Here is a 15842-nt window from a genome sequence, read left to right on the forward strand (position 1 = left end):
TGGCCACATAGCCTCAGTTGCCCTTAACCGGACGCTTCTTTATAGCGTCTTTCAGTTTAAAAAAACTATCTCGATTGAATTTGGAGAAAAAAATGACCGAAGCCAATCCGCTTCATCACATCGATGCGCTCGAAGCCGGCGGCACCTGGACCACAGATGTGGTTGTTATCGGCGCCGGGCCGGTTGGCTTGTTCAGCGTGTTCGAACTCGGTCTCCTCGATATCAAGTGCCACCTGATCGACATTCTCGACAAGGTCGGCGGCCAGTGCGCCGAGCTCTATCCGGAAAAGCCCATCTACGACATTCCGGCCTGGCCGATCATTTCCGGCGACGACCTGACCAAGCGTCTGCTCGAGCAGATCCATCCGTTCGGCGCCAAGTACCACCTCGGCGAAATGGCCGTGGGCGTGCGCAAGGTCGGTGAAGGCGAGCATGAAGGCCTTTGGGAGGTGACCACCGACCAGAAGACCGTTGTTTACGCCAAGGCGATCGTAATTGCGGCCGGCGGCGGGTCGTTCCAGCCCAAAAAGCCGCCAATTCCTGGCATTGACGGCTTTGAAAACCTCGGCGCCGGCAAGGGCGTTCACTATGCCGTGCGCAAGATGGACACCTTCCGCGACAAGGAGATCGTTATTTCCGGCGGCGGCGACAGCGCGCTCGACTGGGTGCTCAACCTGCAACCCATCGCCAAGCGCGTCACGCTCATTCACCGCCGCGACGACTTCCGCGCCGCGCCGCACTCGGTTGCCAAGATGCGCGAACTGGTGGCCGCCGGTGAGATGGACCTGATCATCGCCCAGGCCACGGCGCTCAAGGGTGAGACCGGCCACTTCCTGGAGTCGGTCGCCATCGAGGACGCGAACGGTGTGGAATCGCACATCGCCGCCGATGCCTTCCTGCCGTTCTTCGGCCTGACCATGAAGCTGGGTCCGGTAGCCGAGTTCGGCCTGAACCTGCATGAGAACCTGATTCCGGTCGATACGGAGAAGTTCGAGACCTCGACCAAGGGAATCTTCGCCATTGGCGACATCAACTACTATCCGGGCAAGCTGAAGCTGATCCTGTCGGGCTTCCACGAGGCGGCGCTGATGGCACAGCAGGCGTTCCGCTATGTCTATCCGGATAAGAAGCTGCGCTTCCAGTACACGACCTCGTCTTCGGAGTTGCAGAAGAAGATGGGCGTGAAATAGCAGGGTTTTGGGACCATAACGATTATCACGCTCAAGATAAAAGCCCCGCAGCTCCAGGCTGCGGGGCTTTTAAAATTTCAGGGATCGGGCTTTACAGATAACGGCGCAGATTGCGGGAGAGGTCCGCGCCGCTGTCGCGCTTCTTGGCCTTTTGCGACGGCTGGTAGGCGACGCGGCCGTGCTCGACGCAATAGGGCGTGCCTTCATCCGAACGGCGACCGCAGAAGGAGAAGCTGTCCGAGGACGGGTCGCCGATTGGCCACTTGCACATCTTGGCGCCGAGCGTCAGCACCGTGGCGGTGCCGGGTTCTTCGACATAGGGCGTGACGGGCTGGCTGATCACCGGGCGGGCCAGGACCGGCTCGCTGCGACGGACGGGCGCCTGTGCGGCCGGGCGTTCGGCATGTGAAGCGGTCGACGCGGCCGGACGCGGCGGACGCGCGGGTTTATACAGCGGACGCGTCGGCTGCGAGGGCGCGGCGCGGCCGGAGAGGCCGAGGCGATGCACCTTGCCGATGACGGCATTGCGCGTGACGCCGCCAAGCTGCTTGGCGATCTGACTGGCGGAATGGCCTTCCTGCCAGAGCTTTTTCAGGGTCTCAACGCGTTCGTCGGTCCAGCTCATTACTCTCACTCTCCCATGCTTATCTATAATCGCTTGCGGTTCAAAAGTAATGAAGCCACAAGATATAGATATTCCCGAAGGGACTTGCTCCCCAGTCATCAACAGATGGTAAACGAAATGTTAAAAACCGCAATATATGGTATGAGGGGAATTTCATCTGTCCACAACATATCTATATATAGTGTTTGATTGATCCACATATGTGGATAAAGCGCGCAGCCATGCTCAGGCTGCGGTTAATGACGCATTGTGCGGGGGAAACGGGCGTTTTAGCACCGTGAATCAGAACGGCGGCCCCTTATGGAGCCGCCGTTCTGATTCACTTAAATGGGGAATCCTGCGAGTTTTACAAGGCTGGCTCGCCCAAGGTCGCCATGTTGATGGTGAAGCGATAGCGGACATCCTGTTTCAGCATCCGCTCATAGGCCGTATTGATATCCTTTATATCGATGACCTCGACATCCGAGGTAATGCCGTGCTCGGCGCAGAAATCCAGCATTTCCTGGGTCTCGGCGATGCCGCCAATGCCTGAGCCGGCGAAGCGACGACGTTTCATCAGCAGCGGGAAGGCAGCGATGGCCTGCGGATTTTCCGGCGCGCCAACGAGGCACAGTGTGGCGTCACGCTTGAGCAGGTTGAGGTAGGCATTGATATCGTGATCGGCGGAGACACAATCGAGGATGAAATCAAATGATTGCGCGTACGCCGCCATTTCGTCCTCATTCTTCGAGATGACAACCTCATGGGCGCCCAGCCGCTTGCCGTCCTCGACCTTGGATGGTGAGGTGGTGAAGAGCACGACATGCGCCCCAAGGGCGCGGGCGAACTTCACGCCCATATGGCCGAGGCCGCCGAGGCCGACAATGCCCACCTTCATGCCGGGCCCGACCTTCCAGTGCCGCAATGGCGACCAGGTGGTAATGCCCGCGCAGAGCAGCGGCGCAGTCGCCGCCAGGTCCAGCTTTTCCGAGACCTTCAGCACAAAGCCTTCATAGACGGTGATCGACCTGGAATAGCCGCCGGCGGTCGGCTTGCCGGTCTGCGGCTCGATGCCGCCATAGGTCTGGATATTGCCGACATCGCAGTACTGCTCCAGCCCCTCGCGGCAATTCGGACAGGTCCGGCAGGAATCGACCATGCAGCCGACCCCCACCAGGTCGCCGACCTTGAATTTGGTCACGTCCGCGCCGATCTTCGACACGCGCCCGACGATCTCATGGCCGACAACCACCGGATAGGTCGTGAAATGCCATTCGTTGCGCGCCATGTGCAGGTCGGAATGGCAGACACCGCAATAGAGAATATCGATGACTACATCTTCCGGCGTCGGGTCGCGGCGCTCGATGGTCAGTGGGCTAAGAGGCTTGTCGGCCGCGGGCGCGGCATAGGCTTCGCAACGAAACATAGGGGTGTCCTGTTATAAAGGGAAATGCCCTTCACAGGTAGGCCGATCCGCCTTCATTACAAGGCAGTGTCACCATCTATTCACACATCTTGCGGATGAAGTGCCTGCAGGGTGACGAGTAGCAGGCGCAGGCGATCTTCCGGCCACTTCGTCAACTGTGTGAACAGGCGCGGATGGCGGCCATGCAGGGCCTGTGCATCCCGCAGCCAGTCCTGGCTCACCCTCATCGTGCGCCACTCGCCGCGCGGCATCAGATCGCCGGCGTCGCAGGCCAGCACGCGGCTGATTTCGTAGAGGCGCGATGCGCTGACCCGATTGGCGCCGCGTTCGTACTTCTGGATTTGCTGGAAGGTCACGTTCACGGCGGCGGCCAGCGCTTCCTGCGAAATACCCAGGCTGCGCCGTCGCCGGCGAATATTGTCGCCGACCGTCACGTCAATGATATGCGGTCCTTTGCGCCCGATATCGCCCACAATTCACCACGGCATAAAATCAACCTGTAAGTTGAAATTATCACCCAAATCAATCAGCGTCAATCACCGCGCAAAACAATGCGGTGCAGCCCCGTCACCTGCGAATGCAGCACCTGCTCCGTGCTTTCCGGATTGACCCGCCTGAAATAAAGAAAGCCGTCGCGTTCGCGTTCATAGAGCCGAACCTGGCGGGTGCCGTCTCTCATTTCGATAAAACAGCCCTCCAGGCGTTTGGGTGGCCGGCCGCGCTGGAAGAAGACCTTTTCGCCCGGTTCGCACCACGGCGCCATGCTTTCATCGGAGACGATATGGCTCTCCAGTTCGGCCGGAAAGCCTTGCCACCATGCGGCATTGCGCTGAAAACGCGCCGCGAACGGGTCTTCGGACACGGAATAGAGTTCGCGGTCGAGATCGGCCTCGCTGGCGCCGACCGCCCGCAGATAGACCGCCACCCGCTCCTCCGGCCAGGCCACCGCGGCATTTTCCCACCGGCTCATGGCCTGGGCGGAAACCCCGACATCGGCCTGCAGTTCGGCCAGTGACTTGCCGGCGCGCTGGCGCAGGAGCTTCATGGCGGCGGCGAAGGCTGGGTCTTTGGCGGCGTGTCGTCTCATGCCGCTATCATCAATGAGACACACGCAAACGCTACCGATAAAAAATCACCCTTATCAACCTATATCAACCCGACTATCCTCAGGCAATAAGCTCCCGGTTGTGCCTGTCGCTGATCAGCTTCTCTTTGGCCGGCGGCTCCGCCGTCAGGGCCTGAAGGCCGGCGACCAGCAGGCGCAGGTTTTCCTCCGGCAGGGCCATCAGCGTCTCGAAAAGGCGCGGATGCAGCACATGCAGCGCACGGGCGTCGGTCATCCATTTCGCGGCTTTTTCGTCCCGATACCAGTCCGGCGGCGGCATCAGGTCCGCCGGATGGCACCTGAGCACCCGGCAGATGTCAAACAGGCATGACGCGCTGACCCGATTGGCGCCGCGTTCATATTTCTGCACCTGCTGGAAGGTGACGGCGATCGCCTCGGCCAGCGCTTCCTGTGAAATCTTGAGCGCCCGGCGGCGCTGGCGGATATTGGCCCCTACCGCGACATCAACAATATGCGGCGTGGCCCGGCTGGGTTTGGGCATGGTGGCTCCGTGGTTCTCCCTGACACGCGGGCATGATGGCGCTAACAAAGTGCGACCCTTAACACAACCCTGAGAAAGCGCAAGCGTGCGACAATTGCAATCTATGGGCGTTTTTAGGTTAAGGGGGGTGCCTGATGCGCGCCGGCCCAACCGGATAAAATTTCCCGTTATTTGCGTTTGATCAAATGAATGAGGATGCGGTCGGCCTATACAGGCGCCATGTTCGACCCGATCACACCCGAAAGTCCGGTCTCGGACGTGCGCGCGTCCGCCAGCCCGATGCCCAGTCCGATGCCCAGTCCGATACCCAGTCCGATACCATGGCTGGCGCCGGACATGGCCGATCAGGCGGATCAGACATGGCAGGGCTGGCTGTCGCATTTCACCTTCGGCCTGACGCCGGCGGGACTGGCCGAAACCGGTTTTGCCTGGCTGTCGCATCTGGCCTTTTGCCCCGGTCGCCTGGCCGAACTGACCCTGTTTCCGTTGACCCACCTTCACGATCCGTTTGCCGAGGGGCCGCGCGATTCCCGCTTTCGTTCCGACCTGTGGAAGCAGTGGCCGTGGCGGCAATATGTGCAGAATTTCCACCTGGCACAGGCCTTCTGGGACCGGGCGACGCTGGATGTTCCGGGCCTGGCGCCCGCCCATGCCCGCAGCATCAATTTTGTGGCGCACCAGGTGCTCAATGCCCTGTCGCCGGCGAATTTCCTGCTGACCAATCCGGAGATCCAGAAGGCCGTCCGGCAGTCCGGCGGACAAAACCTCGTGCAGGGCCTGATCCACTTCTACGAAGACTGGCAGCGCCGCGTCACCGGCCAGCGCCCGAAGGGCATGGACGCCTTCACCCCCGGCCAGACCGTGGCGGTGACGCCGGGGCGGGTCGTTTTCTGCAATGACCTGATCGAACTGATCCAGTACGCGCCGCAGACACCGGATGTCCATGCCGCGCCGGTGCTGATCCTGCCGGCCTGGATCATGAAATACTACATCCTCGACCTGTCGCCGCACAGTTCCCTCGTCAACTGGCTGGTCGCGCAGGGCCACACCGTCTTCATGGTGTCATGGAAAAACCCCGGCAGCGCCGACCGCGACAAGGGCATGGACGACTATGTGCGTGACGGCGCCCTGGCCGCGCTCGATGCCGTGTCCGATATCGTGCCCGGCCAGAAAATCAACCTGGCGGGCTATTGCCTGGGCGGCACACTGGCCCTGATCCTCGCCGCCTGGCTGGCGGTGAAACGGGATGACCGGCTGCAAGGCCTGTCGCTTTTCGCTGCCCAGGGCGATTTCACCGAGGCTGGCGAACTCAGCGTGTTCGTCACCGATTCCGAAGTCGCCTACCTCAAGAACATGATGCGCGCCCAGGGCTATCTCGATACGCGCCAGATGGCTGGCGCCTTTCAGATGCTGCGCTCCAGCGAAAGCCTGTGGTCGCACATCGTCCGCGATTACTGGCTGGGCCAGCGGGCGGAGATGTTCGACCTCTTGGCATGGAATGCTGACGCCACGCGGATGCCCTACCGGATGCACAGTCAATATCTGGAGCAGCTTTTCCTGCAAAACGCCTTCGTCAACGGCCATTACCGGGTACTGGGCGAAACCGTGGCGCCCGAAAACATCACCCTGCCGATCTTTGCAGTCGGCACCGAAAGCGACCATGTCGCCCCGTGGCGCTCGGTCTACAAGGTTCATCAGTTCACGGCGGGCGATGTGACCTTCGCCCTGACCAATGGCGGGCACAATGCCGGCATTGTCAGCGAACCTGGTCGCACCGATCGCCACTATTGCCTGGCCGAACACAAGGCGGGCACGCCGCTGCAATCCCCCGATGACTGGCGGGCCAGCGCGCCCTGCCACACGGGCTCCTGGTGGCTGGCCTGGGATGACTGGTTGTCCCGGCAGGACAACGCGGCAAAACGGCCGGCGCCGGTGGCCTTCGGCAATGCCCGTTTCCCGCCCCTCGAAGCCGCGCCCGGCCTCTATGTCCATCAGCCCTGAGGCCTGTCATGAATGCCCCTGTCCATCCTGCCGACCATTACAGCCACATCCTGGAGAGCGGCAGGGTGCTGCCGCGCATCACCGTGGCGGTCATTCATCCGGTTGACGCCCTCGCCCTGGAAGCGGCGGCGGACGCTCAGGCCGAGGGGCTGATCACGCCGGTCCTGATCGGCCCGCAGGCCCGTATCCGCAAGGCGGCCGAGGAGAATGGCATCGATATATCCGGCTGGACGGTGATGGACGTCGAGCACAGCCATGCCGCCGCCGAAACCGGCGCGGCCATGGCGGCGCGCGGCGAGGTCGATGCCCTGATGAAAGGCGCCCTGCACACGGACGAACTGCTGAGCGCCGTGGTGGCGAAAGAGGCCGGCCTGCGCACCGAACGGCGCATGTCGCACGCCTATATTCTCGACATCCCCATGTACCACAAGCCGCTGATCGTCACCGACGCGGCGATCAATATCGCCCCTGATCTTGAAGAAAAGGCCGATATCTGCCGCAACGCCATCAGCCTGTGGCGCAGCCTGTTCGGCGACGAACGTCCGCCCAAGGTCGCCCTGCTGTCAGCGGTGGAGACGGTGATCAGCGCCATGCCCTCGACCATCGATGCCGCTGCCCTGTGCAAGATGGCCGATCGCGGCCAGATCACTGGCGCGATCCTCGACGGCCCCCTGGCCTTTGACAACATCATCAGCCGCGAGGCTGCCGACGACAAGGGACTGGCCTCGCCGGTGGCGGGTGACGCCGATATCATCGTCGTGCCCAATATCGAGGCCGGCAATGCCCTGGCCAAGGAACTGATCTATTTGGGTCACGCCCAGGCGGCCGGCATCGGGCTCGGCGCGCGGGTGCCGGTCATCCTGACCAGCCGGGCGGACTCGTTGCGGACCCGTCGGCTATCCTGCGTGGTGGCGCAATATCTGGTCGAGGCCCGCCGGAAAGGTCGCCTGAAATGACGGACGCCCTGCTCGTTCTCAATGCCGGCTCGTCCAGCCTGAAGTTTCGGCTGTTCGGCCTGGCGCCCGACCTGCCGGTGATTACCGGCGGCAAGGTCAGCGATATCGGCGGCTCGCCGGCTTTCCAGGTGGCGACCGCCGGCGAAGCCCCCCGCGCCTTGCCCCCGCACACCGATGCCGGCGAGGCCCTGGCCTTCGTTCTGGACTGGCTGAAACAGATGGCCGGACAGGCACGCCTGCGCGCCTGCGCCCACCGGATCGTGCATGGCGGGCCGGACTTCATCCACGCCGCCGAACTGGACCGTGAGGCGGTCGATGAGCTGCGCCGGTTCAATAACCTGGCGCCGCAGCATCAGGTGCATAACCTGGCGGCCATCGAGGCCCTGTGGGCGCAGGATCCGCGCCTGCGCCAGTTCGGCTGTTTCGATACCGCCTTTCACGCCCATATCGACCCGCTGCATCATCAGTTCGCCCTGCCGAAAAGTCTGCGCGACAAGGGCGTCCGGCGCTACGGTTTCCACGGCCTTTCCTACGCCTGGATCGCGCACCGCCTGGCCTGCGATCATCCGGCGCTGGCCAAAGGCCGGGTGGTCGCCGCCCATCTAGGCAACGGGGCCAGTCTGTGCGCCCTGAGAGCTGGCCGCAGTATCGATACCACTATGGGCCTGACGGCGTTGGACGGCCTGCCGATGGGCACACGCTGCGGCGCCCTCGATCCCGGCGCCGTGCTCTACATGCAGCAGGAGCTTGGCCTGTCACCGACAGACATCAGCGATATCCTCTATACCCAGTCCGGTCTGCTTGGCCTGTCGGGCGTCAGCAATGACGTCAAAACCCTGCTTGATAGCCCATTACCCGCTGCGGCCCTGGCGCTCGATTATTTCGCCTTGAAAACCGCCCAGCAGATCGCCGCCATGACCGTAAGCCTGGGCGGCCTCGATGGCCTCGTCTTTACCGGCGGCATCGGTGAAAACGCCGCGCCGGTCCGCGAAAAAATCCTCCACCATCTCGCCTTCCTGCCGCCGTTTGAAACCCACATCATCGCCGCCAATGAGGAGCGCCAGATGGCGCTGGAAATCATGGCGGCCTTTTATCAGGAGACTGTCTCATGACCGACACTCCCAAGGGCCTCGTTATCGGCATTGCCAACGAGGACTCCATCGCCTGGGCCTGCGCCAAGGCCTTCCACGATCGGGGTGCGCGCCTGATCGTGACCTACCAGAACGAACAGACGCGCGGCGCGGTTGAAGATCTGGCCGCCCGTATCGGCGCCGAGCAGGTCATGCCGCTGGACGTGACCGATCATCGCCAGATGGACGCTGTTTTCAAGACCATCGCCGATAAATGGGGCCGGCTCGACTTTTTGCTCCATTCCATCGCCTATGCCCCGCCCGCGGACCTGTTGGGCGAACTGACCAATGCCTCCGGCAGCGGCTTCGCCATCGCCATGGACGTGTCCTGCCATTCGCTGATCCGGTTGGCCAAACACGCGCGGCCGCTGATGTCGGGCGGCGGCTCCATCCTGACCATGAGCTATTACGGCGCGGAAAAGGTCATGCCGCATTATAACCTGATGGGGCCGGTCAAGGCCGCGCTGGAATCCAGCGTCCGTTACCTGGCCTGGGAACTGGGCCCCAGCGATATCCGCGTCAATGCCCTGTCGCCCGGACCGGTGCGCAGCCGGGTATCGCCGCATCCTGGCCGGTTCGACGAGATCATGCAGGAGGATGTGTTCCGCACGCCGCTGCATCGCGCCATTACCCTCGAACAGATCGGCGATGTGGCGGCCTTCATGGTGTCGCCTCTCGCGTCCGGCATCAATGGCCAGGTCATCCATGTCGATAATGGCTTTACGGCGATTGGTTAATAAATGACGGGCGATTTTGATCGGGGTCAAAACCGCGCGGCGATTGTCATGCGACCATGCCGCTTTCCCGGACAGACAGAACAGGAGAGCCCTCATGCCCGCCGATACCATTGCCCCCTCACGACCTGCCCCTTCACAGGCCACCGCACCTGACGCCGTTGCCGCCCAGACGGCAGCATCACAGGCTGCCTCAAAGGCCACCGCCACGGAAAAGGCCCGCCCCCAGCCGAACGGCGGCAACAGGCCCCGGCCGGATGGCCTGGACCGTTCGGAGGAAGGCGCCGCGACCTTCGTCCAGGCCAGTGATGGCCTGAAGCGGATAGGCGCCGCCTGCATGACCGTCGGGTCGGACAACATCGCCGCCCTGACCGAAGCCGGTGCCCTGGCCGGGCGCCTGATGACCGACATGACCAAAAGCTATATCGATGCCGTCAGCTATGCCGCCGTCACCTATGCCGGCCTGGGCCGCGACTGCCTGACCTGCCGTACCCCGGCCGATGTCGTCGAATTCCAGAAAAAGGCGCTGGAAGGCTTCACCGAAACCTACGAAGCCTCCAGCAAGGTTTACAGCAATCTGTTTGAAGCCTTCTCGACCGCCTTCGAACCGCTGATGGCGCGGGCGGCGGACGGTCCGGAGCGGATGTTCCGCGCCTTTGCCGATTAAATGCGGGGCCGATTGAAAAACGCGACACTAACGCAGCAAAAAGCCGGATCGTTTTTCGATCCGGCTTTTTTCGTTTCCACCTACAGCAGGCAGATCATCTGCTGGCGGCCATCGCGGCTGCGGCAGCCGGTGTAGAGGAAACCGGCCGCGACCAGCCAGTCGGCCAATTGGCTGTCTGCTCCGGCATGTTCCGCATGGATGACAAAGCAGATGTCGTGGTCGCGCAGCCAGCCCAGCAAGCCGTTGATCACCTCCGGCACATAGGGGGCAAATATCCGGTCGCGGCGGCAGGCGATATCGAGATGCGGGCCGAAATAGCAATCGAAATCCGAAGACGCTGGCGCCGGATTCAGGGACACAAATCCCAATGGATCGCCGCGGTTGGTGAAGACGGCCCACATCCAGCCGGTGTCATCGGCGATATCTGCATCAGCCGGCCGGTAGACGCCCGGAAGCGGCGCGCCATAAGCCTGCCCGGCCTGGATCAGCTCCAGCCGCGCATTTTCCGTCTGGATGGAAATGGGCAGCGGTCGGAAAGCGGTCCGTGCCGACATATTTTCCGGACTCAGGCCGTCCAGGCTTTGAACAGGGGGCTGGGGATAGCGAATTTCAACGGGGGCAACGCGGGCATTCATGGCTATTTCCTCTGGATTTTCTTCCGGATTAACGGGCTGGCTTCTTTAGTCGGTGGCGTGATCGCAAATATATTCCTGTTCGGGCGTCAGTGCGCAGGGTGTCCTGTCTGACCTTCCTTCAGATGTTTTGAATGTCTTTTCCGGCGGCACGGCGTCTGGTTTGCGGCATGTAACGGTCAGCTCGCAATCAACGCCGCCGACCTCGCGCGCGTATTCCACCGGTCCGGCCTGTCTGGGGTGTGGCTTTTTCATTATGTCCTCCCGATCGGATTGTTAGGATTTTGTAAACCTTTCCGGAGCGGGCGCGTTTGATCGCAATCAATGAGTATGACGATGCGCACGGAAATTTGAGAGCCTCACTTAGGAACGCAAAGGTGCAGGCGCTCATTTTTCGCTATTTAAGCGAACATTATTGGGTTAATATTGTCCTGTTTTGAAAAAACGGCTTTCAATCGCAGGGGCGAATGATGAGCAAGCAAACCGACATGCTGAAAACCCTGCCGTTATTCTGCGACCTGCCTGAAAGCCAGGTCGGGTTGCTGGCGTCACACAGCCACATCCGCAAATGCGAACGCGGCACCTTTCTCTTCCTGCACGGCGACGAGATACGCAATTTCAAGATCCTGTGCCGCGGCACGGTACAGCTTTTCCGCGAGACGCCGGATGGCCACGAAGTGACCAGCGACATACTCATCGCCGGCGATTGCATTAATGCCGAGGAGGTGATCGCGCTCCAGCCCACCCACATGACCAGCGCCCGCGTGGTGGATGACGCCCAGGTGCTGGAAGTGCCGATCCGCTGGATGCGCGAGCACCTGTCGGATTTCGACCGGCTGGCCCCGCGCCTGTTGCAGAGCCTTTCCGAACGGCTGCACGGCGCGCGCATGGAGGCGGAGCACCGCTCCACCATGTCGGCCACCCAGATGGTCGCCTGTTATCTTCAGGGCCTGTGTGTGCTTTACGATTTCGACCCGAACGGGTTCGATCTGCCCTATTCCAAGACGCTGATCGCCTCACGCCTGCGTATGGAACTGGCCACCTTTTCGCGCACCCTCCAGAAACTGAAGGAGGTGGGCATTTCGGTGAATGGCAATCATGTCGCCTTCACCAACCTGAACCAGGCCGGCCATTTCGTCTGCGACAACTGTTCGATGGCGGAGGATTGCGCCACGCATCGGGCCCTGTCGCAAATGGCACAGACAGACAGCCTCAGGATAACCAGCTAAAGACTTCCGGCGGGTAGCGGTTGACGGTCGGCAGGGGCCCCTCCGGCGTGCCCAGCACAATGGCCGCCACTGCCAGCGCCGCTTTCGGCACGGCCAGCCGGCGTTTCCATTCCGCGCCGTTGAGCGCATCCACGGCCGGGGCGATCAGGCAGGTCCCCAGCCCCATGCCGCAGGCGGCCAGCATCAGATTTTCCGCCGCCATCCAGCATTCCGGTACATGCCTCGCCTCGCCGGAGAGATCATAGATGACCATCAGCAGGCTGCCGCCGTGGAAGAAGTCGAGATCATTCATTTCCGCCCCATGGAGAGAAGTGTGCGGGATCATGGCCTGGCCTTCGACAGCATTATAAAGGCGCCCGGTCCATTCTGACAGGTCGCACAGAACCTGGCGATCGCCAATGACCGCGAAGCCCAGAGCGGCGCTGTCCTGAGCCAGGGTGGGCGCCTGCACGGCGGCGTAAAGCAGGGCATGGATCGCCGTCTCCGGTACGGGCGCAGCCGTAAAGCGGCGGACGGCGCGCCGGCTGTAAATGGCGTCCATGATGGTCATGGTCCGCCGCCCCGGCGCGAAAGCGGGGCGCGGCAGGCCCTCGTTCAGGCCATCATTCGCGGCCACCGGACCGCCTTTGGATTCCAACATGGCGTTCATCTCCATGCTCCCTCAGTGCGACAGGAGAAGGGGCATACGTGAATGCTGCAGGACATGCCGGGTCGCGCCGCCCAGCAGCGCCTCTCCCACATGTCCGCGGCCATAGGCGCCCATCACCAGCAATCCGGCACCCAGGCCAGCGCTTTTTTCCAACAGCCGACGGCCCACACCGCCGTCCTGCGGGATATGCAGGCATTCGGGGAATATGCCGTGGCTTTCCAGATAGCCCATGACATCCGCCTGGTGGCCCTGGGCCGGATACTTGCCCTCTTCCTCGGCCATGAGCACATAGACATCCTTCGCCCGCAACAGGAAGGGCAGGGCATCACGCATGGCCCTGCCGGCGGAAAGGCTGCCATCCCACGCCAGCGCCACCGTGTCGGGGAAGCCCGTATCAGAAAGCACCGCACCAGGGGTGCGCGGCAGCAGGAGGAGGGGGCGGCCGGTCTGGTAAAGGCCGGCGCGGATCGTTTCCTGGTCGCCATCGGCTTGATTGTTGAAGCCGGCTATGATCAGGTCGACAGTCCGGCCTTCGGCATTCAGGCACTCGGCGGGCGAGCCGATGCGCGTGCGGAACACCACCGCGTCCCGGCCTTTGGCACTAGGGGGGATGTCCTCGACCTCCAGGCCCAGGCCGTTTTTCTCCGCCCATTCGCGTGACAGGCGCAGCGCCGCGTCGTGCAGTTCACGGGCGTCCCGTTCCAGCACCTCGACCGCCGTGCCGCCACCATAGGCCGCAAAACCGTAGCCGCCGATCCCGAGGGTTTCCGCCGCCAGTATGGGCGGGGCGGCGATATGCAGGATGCGCAGGCGGGCGCGGTATTCCTGGCGGATGGTGAAAGCCGTGCCCAGGGCGTTGAGGTCATGACGCTCGCCGCTGAACAGGCAGAGGATGGATTTGATCGACATGGTGTGCCTCCGTGCGGGAGAGATATTTTCTAAGACCATAGGGTGCACCGCACCCATTGACTTTGATCGCAGTCAAATACCGCGCGGGCCCGCGATCCTAGAGTGACCGGGCATCCGATCAGGAGACTGTCCCATGCCGATCAAATCGATCCTTTGCGTCTATGGCGGTGTCGCCTTTGAACAGAACGCCCTCGATACCACCCTGTCCCTGGCGGGATTTTTCCAGGCCGAGGCGCGGTTCCTGCACATATCCGTGCCGCTCAATGTCTACCCGGAACTCTACGGCATCACGCTGTATGGCCAGGCGGTATCCGGAGATGTCGGCGTGCTCGACTCCATCGCCGAAGCCAATGAGGACCAGCGCAAGATCGCCCAGACGGCGGTCATCAGCGCCGCCAGGGCGCATGGCGTCCCGTTCAGCCGCAAGGACTGCCTGGGCACGACGACCGGCACGGCCATGGCCGTCTTCTGTCCGGTGACCGCCCGCCTGAAAGACTGCCTGCCGCAGGCCGGACGCCTGGCTGACCTGATCGTCATCCCCCGTGAGCGGGCGAATGCGGTGACGGACCTCGAATCCGTGCTGTGCGGCCTGTTCGATACCGGCCGGCCGGTCCTGGTCGTTCCCTCCATCGATACGGCATCCGCTGTGCCAGCCGGAAAGAGCCCGTTCGTGACCGGAAAGGCGGCCATCGCCTGGGACGGCAGCCTGCCGGCGGCGCGCGCGCTCTATAATGCCCTGCCCTTCCTGCGTCGGGCGAAACAGATCGAGGTCATCTGCGTCCGCCACGCCCATGCCGATGCGGAAGCGGACTATCATGGCGATCTGTCGCACTGGCTGGACCTGCACGAACTGCCCGCCCATATTCACCGCATCGACCGTGAGGCGACCACCGTGGGCGCCGCCATACTCGACCGGGCAGAAACCTTTGAAGCGGAATGGCTGGTCATGGGGGCCTATGGCCACAGTCATGTCGGGGAAATGATCCTGGGCGGCGCCACCAACTATGTCCTGAAGCACAGCCGGATGCCGCTCCTGCTGTCACACTGAGTCAGAGCGCTTTACTACCCAGGTTGCGCACCCGCGCCAGATGCCTCTCCCGCGTCGCCTGGCCCTGTTCGATCATGCCGAGATAGGTGGCGCGCACCGGATTGAAGCCGCAGAATGACAGCAGGCTCTGGAATGCCTTGCCGCCGTGCGCCCGGAAGACGATCTCGTAAAAAGCCTGCGGCATACCCATGGTCTGGATCAGCCTTGCCGATCGTCCGCGCAGCAGGGCCGCCTGCATCGGATTTTTCGCCTTTACATCATAGGCGAAGCCGGTCGTGAAGGCGCGCTCACAGAAACCCTTCAGCAGAGCCGGTATGCCGAACTGCCACATCGGGTAGATGAAGACGACATGCTGGGCCCAGGTAATCTGCGCCTGCACCGCCGCGATATCGGGCTCCGCCGGCTGAACACCCTGATAGCCCTCGTGCAGGATCGGATCGAAGGCCAGGTCGGCGAGACGCACCGTATGGACCATATGGCCGGCCTCGATCGCCCCGTCATGATAAGCCTGCGCCAGCGCCGAACTGAAGCTGGTGCGCTGCCGGGCGGGGTTCCCGTTGATGATCAGGATGCGCCGGCCGGCGTTTTGATCACCGCCGTTCATCACGGCTTCTCGTGCAGTGTTTTGAGATAGGCGATGACGCCGGCCCGCTGTTTCGCGTTCGGGATCATGTAGGGCATCCCCGTGCCGGGACGGACATGGCTGGGATTGGTCAGGAATTTGTTGAGGGCGGCGGGTGTCCAGGTGTCGCCGCGGTCATAGGCGTCCCGCAGGGCCGGCGTGTAAAGAAAGCCTTCGACCGACCCGACGCGGCGGCCCACCACACCGAAAAGAGCGGGGCCGATGTCATTGACCATATGCTGGCTGTTGTCGTGGCACAGGCTGCACTTGCTGGCATAGATCTGCGCGCCCAATGCCACCTGACTGGTCTTGCCGAACGCCGGGGTGGCCAGGCAGATCGCTGTCAAAGTTGCAAGGGTCAGAAATCGGGTCATGGTATCCTCCGCCAGTTATACCCAGCGATCCATAGCAGGAAATTCGCCGGGTGGTTTGACGCCG

Annotated in this window: 19 protein-coding genes; 8 read left to right on the plus strand and 11 right to left on the minus strand. The window is 62.4% G+C overall.

From position 1 onward, the window contains the following. The first annotated feature begins 92 nt into the window (after positions 1–92). Positions 93–1190: an NAD(P)/FAD-dependent oxidoreductase gene (locus tag ACTHND_RS07305; protein WP_440177247.1), complete on the plus strand. Its 1098-nt coding sequence runs from the start codon at positions 93–95 to the stop codon at positions 1188–1190. 91 nt (positions 1191–1281) lie between these two features. Here the strand turns inward: ACTHND_RS07305 and gcrA are convergent, their stop codons facing one another. The 5 genes from gcrA to ACTHND_RS07330 form a co-directional block, all read right to left on the minus strand. Further along, positions 1282–1815, minus strand: a complete 534-nt coding sequence (gene gcrA, locus ACTHND_RS07310; RefSeq protein WP_440177249.1) for a cell cycle sigma 70 cofactor GcrA — start codon at positions 1813–1815, stop codon at positions 1282–1284. 346 nt (positions 1816–2161) lie between these two features. Further along, the gene (locus ACTHND_RS07315) at positions 2162–3220 is read right to left on the minus strand and encodes an NAD(P)-dependent alcohol dehydrogenase (RefSeq protein WP_440177251.1); all 1059 of its coding nucleotides are present in this window, start codon (positions 3218–3220) and stop codon (positions 2162–2164) included. A gap of 80 nt (positions 3221–3300) precedes the next feature. Next, complete coding sequence (locus ACTHND_RS07320; protein ID WP_440177253.1) at positions 3301–3693, minus strand: helix-turn-helix domain-containing protein; 393 nt, start codon at positions 3691–3693, stop codon at positions 3301–3303. 59 nt (positions 3694–3752) lie between these two features. Next, the gene (locus tag ACTHND_RS07325) at positions 3753–4307 is read right to left on the minus strand and encodes a helix-turn-helix domain-containing protein (protein WP_440177255.1); all 555 of its coding nucleotides are present in this window, start codon (positions 4305–4307) and stop codon (positions 3753–3755) included. A 79-nt stretch (positions 4308–4386) separates the two neighbouring features. After that, positions 4387–4827 carry a helix-turn-helix domain-containing protein gene (locus tag ACTHND_RS07330; protein ID WP_440177257.1) on the minus strand — a complete coding sequence of 147 codons (441 nt, stop codon included), beginning with the start codon at positions 4825–4827 and terminating at the stop codon, positions 4387–4389. Between the two features lie 189 nt (positions 4828–5016). On the opposite strand from ACTHND_RS07330, the gene ACTHND_RS07335 reads away from it, so the two are divergent. From ACTHND_RS07335 to ACTHND_RS07355, 5 genes are all read left to right on the plus strand, one after another. Continuing rightward, the gene (locus ACTHND_RS07335) at positions 5017–6828 is read left to right on the plus strand and encodes a PHA/PHB synthase family protein (RefSeq protein ID WP_440177259.1); all 1812 of its coding nucleotides are present in this window, start codon (positions 5017–5019) and stop codon (positions 6826–6828) included. Positions 6829–6836: 8 nt separating this feature from the next. Continuing rightward, positions 6837–7784 carry a bifunctional enoyl-CoA hydratase/phosphate acetyltransferase gene (locus ACTHND_RS07340; RefSeq protein ID WP_440177261.1) on the plus strand — a complete coding sequence of 316 codons (948 nt, stop codon included), beginning with the start codon at positions 6837–6839 and terminating at the stop codon, positions 7782–7784. Further along, the gene (locus ACTHND_RS07345) at positions 7781–8896 is read left to right on the plus strand and encodes an acetate/propionate family kinase (RefSeq protein WP_440177263.1); all 1116 of its coding nucleotides are present in this window, start codon (positions 7781–7783) and stop codon (positions 8894–8896) included. The genes ACTHND_RS07340 and ACTHND_RS07345 overlap by 4 nt, the downstream gene beginning before the upstream one ends. Continuing rightward, positions 8893–9651 (plus strand): enoyl-ACP reductase FabI, encoded by a 759-nt coding sequence (gene fabI / locus ACTHND_RS07350; RefSeq protein ID WP_440177265.1) that lies wholly within the window; start codon positions 8893–8895, stop codon positions 9649–9651. The genes ACTHND_RS07345 and fabI overlap by 4 nt, the downstream gene beginning before the upstream one ends. 94 nt (positions 9652–9745) lie before the next feature. Next, positions 9746–10315, plus strand: coding sequence for a hypothetical protein (locus tag ACTHND_RS07355; protein ID WP_440177267.1), 570 nt, complete (start codon positions 9746–9748; stop codon positions 10313–10315). An 80-nt stretch (positions 10316–10395) separates the two neighbouring features. Here the strand turns inward: ACTHND_RS07355 and ACTHND_RS07360 are convergent, their stop codons facing one another. Beyond that, complete coding sequence (locus ACTHND_RS07360) at positions 10396–10950, minus strand: hypothetical protein (protein ID WP_440177269.1); 555 nt, start codon at positions 10948–10950, stop codon at positions 10396–10398. Positions 10951–10995: 45 nt separating this feature from the next. Next, positions 10996–11202, minus strand: coding sequence for a hypothetical protein (locus ACTHND_RS07365; RefSeq protein ID WP_440177271.1), 207 nt, complete (start codon positions 11200–11202; stop codon positions 10996–10998). Positions 11203–11417: 215 nt separating this feature from the next. On the opposite strand from ACTHND_RS07365, the gene ACTHND_RS07370 reads away from it, so the two are divergent. Continuing rightward, positions 11418–12176 (plus strand): Crp/Fnr family transcriptional regulator, encoded by a 759-nt coding sequence (locus tag ACTHND_RS07370; protein WP_440177273.1) that lies wholly within the window; start codon positions 11418–11420, stop codon positions 12174–12176. Here ACTHND_RS07370 and ACTHND_RS07375 read toward each other — a convergent pair. Further along, positions 12160–12816, minus strand: coding sequence for a nitroreductase family protein (locus ACTHND_RS07375; RefSeq protein WP_440177275.1), 657 nt, complete (start codon positions 12814–12816; stop codon positions 12160–12162). The two genes, ACTHND_RS07370 and ACTHND_RS07375, sit on opposite strands and share 17 nt — an antisense overlap. A 21-nt stretch (positions 12817–12837) precedes the next feature. Continuing rightward, complete coding sequence (locus ACTHND_RS07380; protein WP_440177277.1) at positions 12838–13734, minus strand: universal stress protein; 897 nt, start codon at positions 13732–13734, stop codon at positions 12838–12840. Between the two features lie 133 nt (positions 13735–13867). On the opposite strand from ACTHND_RS07380, the gene ACTHND_RS07385 reads away from it, so the two are divergent. Continuing rightward, a complete protein-coding gene (locus ACTHND_RS07385) occupies positions 13868–14782 on the plus strand; it encodes a universal stress protein (protein WP_440177279.1) in 915 nt (304 codons plus the stop codon). A 1-nt stretch (position 14783) separates the two neighbouring features. Here ACTHND_RS07385 and ACTHND_RS07390 read toward each other — a convergent pair whose 3' ends face one another. Next, on the minus strand, positions 14784–15386 hold the full coding sequence (locus ACTHND_RS07390; protein WP_440177281.1) for an NAD(P)H-dependent oxidoreductase: 603 nt from the start codon (positions 15384–15386) through the stop codon (positions 14784–14786). Beyond that, positions 15386–15778 carry a c-type cytochrome gene (locus ACTHND_RS07395; RefSeq protein ID WP_440177283.1) on the minus strand — a complete coding sequence of 131 codons (393 nt, stop codon included), beginning with the start codon at positions 15776–15778 and terminating at the stop codon, positions 15386–15388. The genes ACTHND_RS07390 and ACTHND_RS07395 overlap by 1 nt, the downstream gene beginning before the upstream one ends. Positions 15779–15842: the final 64 nt, after the last annotated feature.

Source organism: Asticcacaulis sp. (assembly GCF_051954415.1).
Classification (GTDB): Bacteria; Pseudomonadota; Alphaproteobacteria; order Caulobacterales; family Caulobacteraceae; genus Asticcacaulis.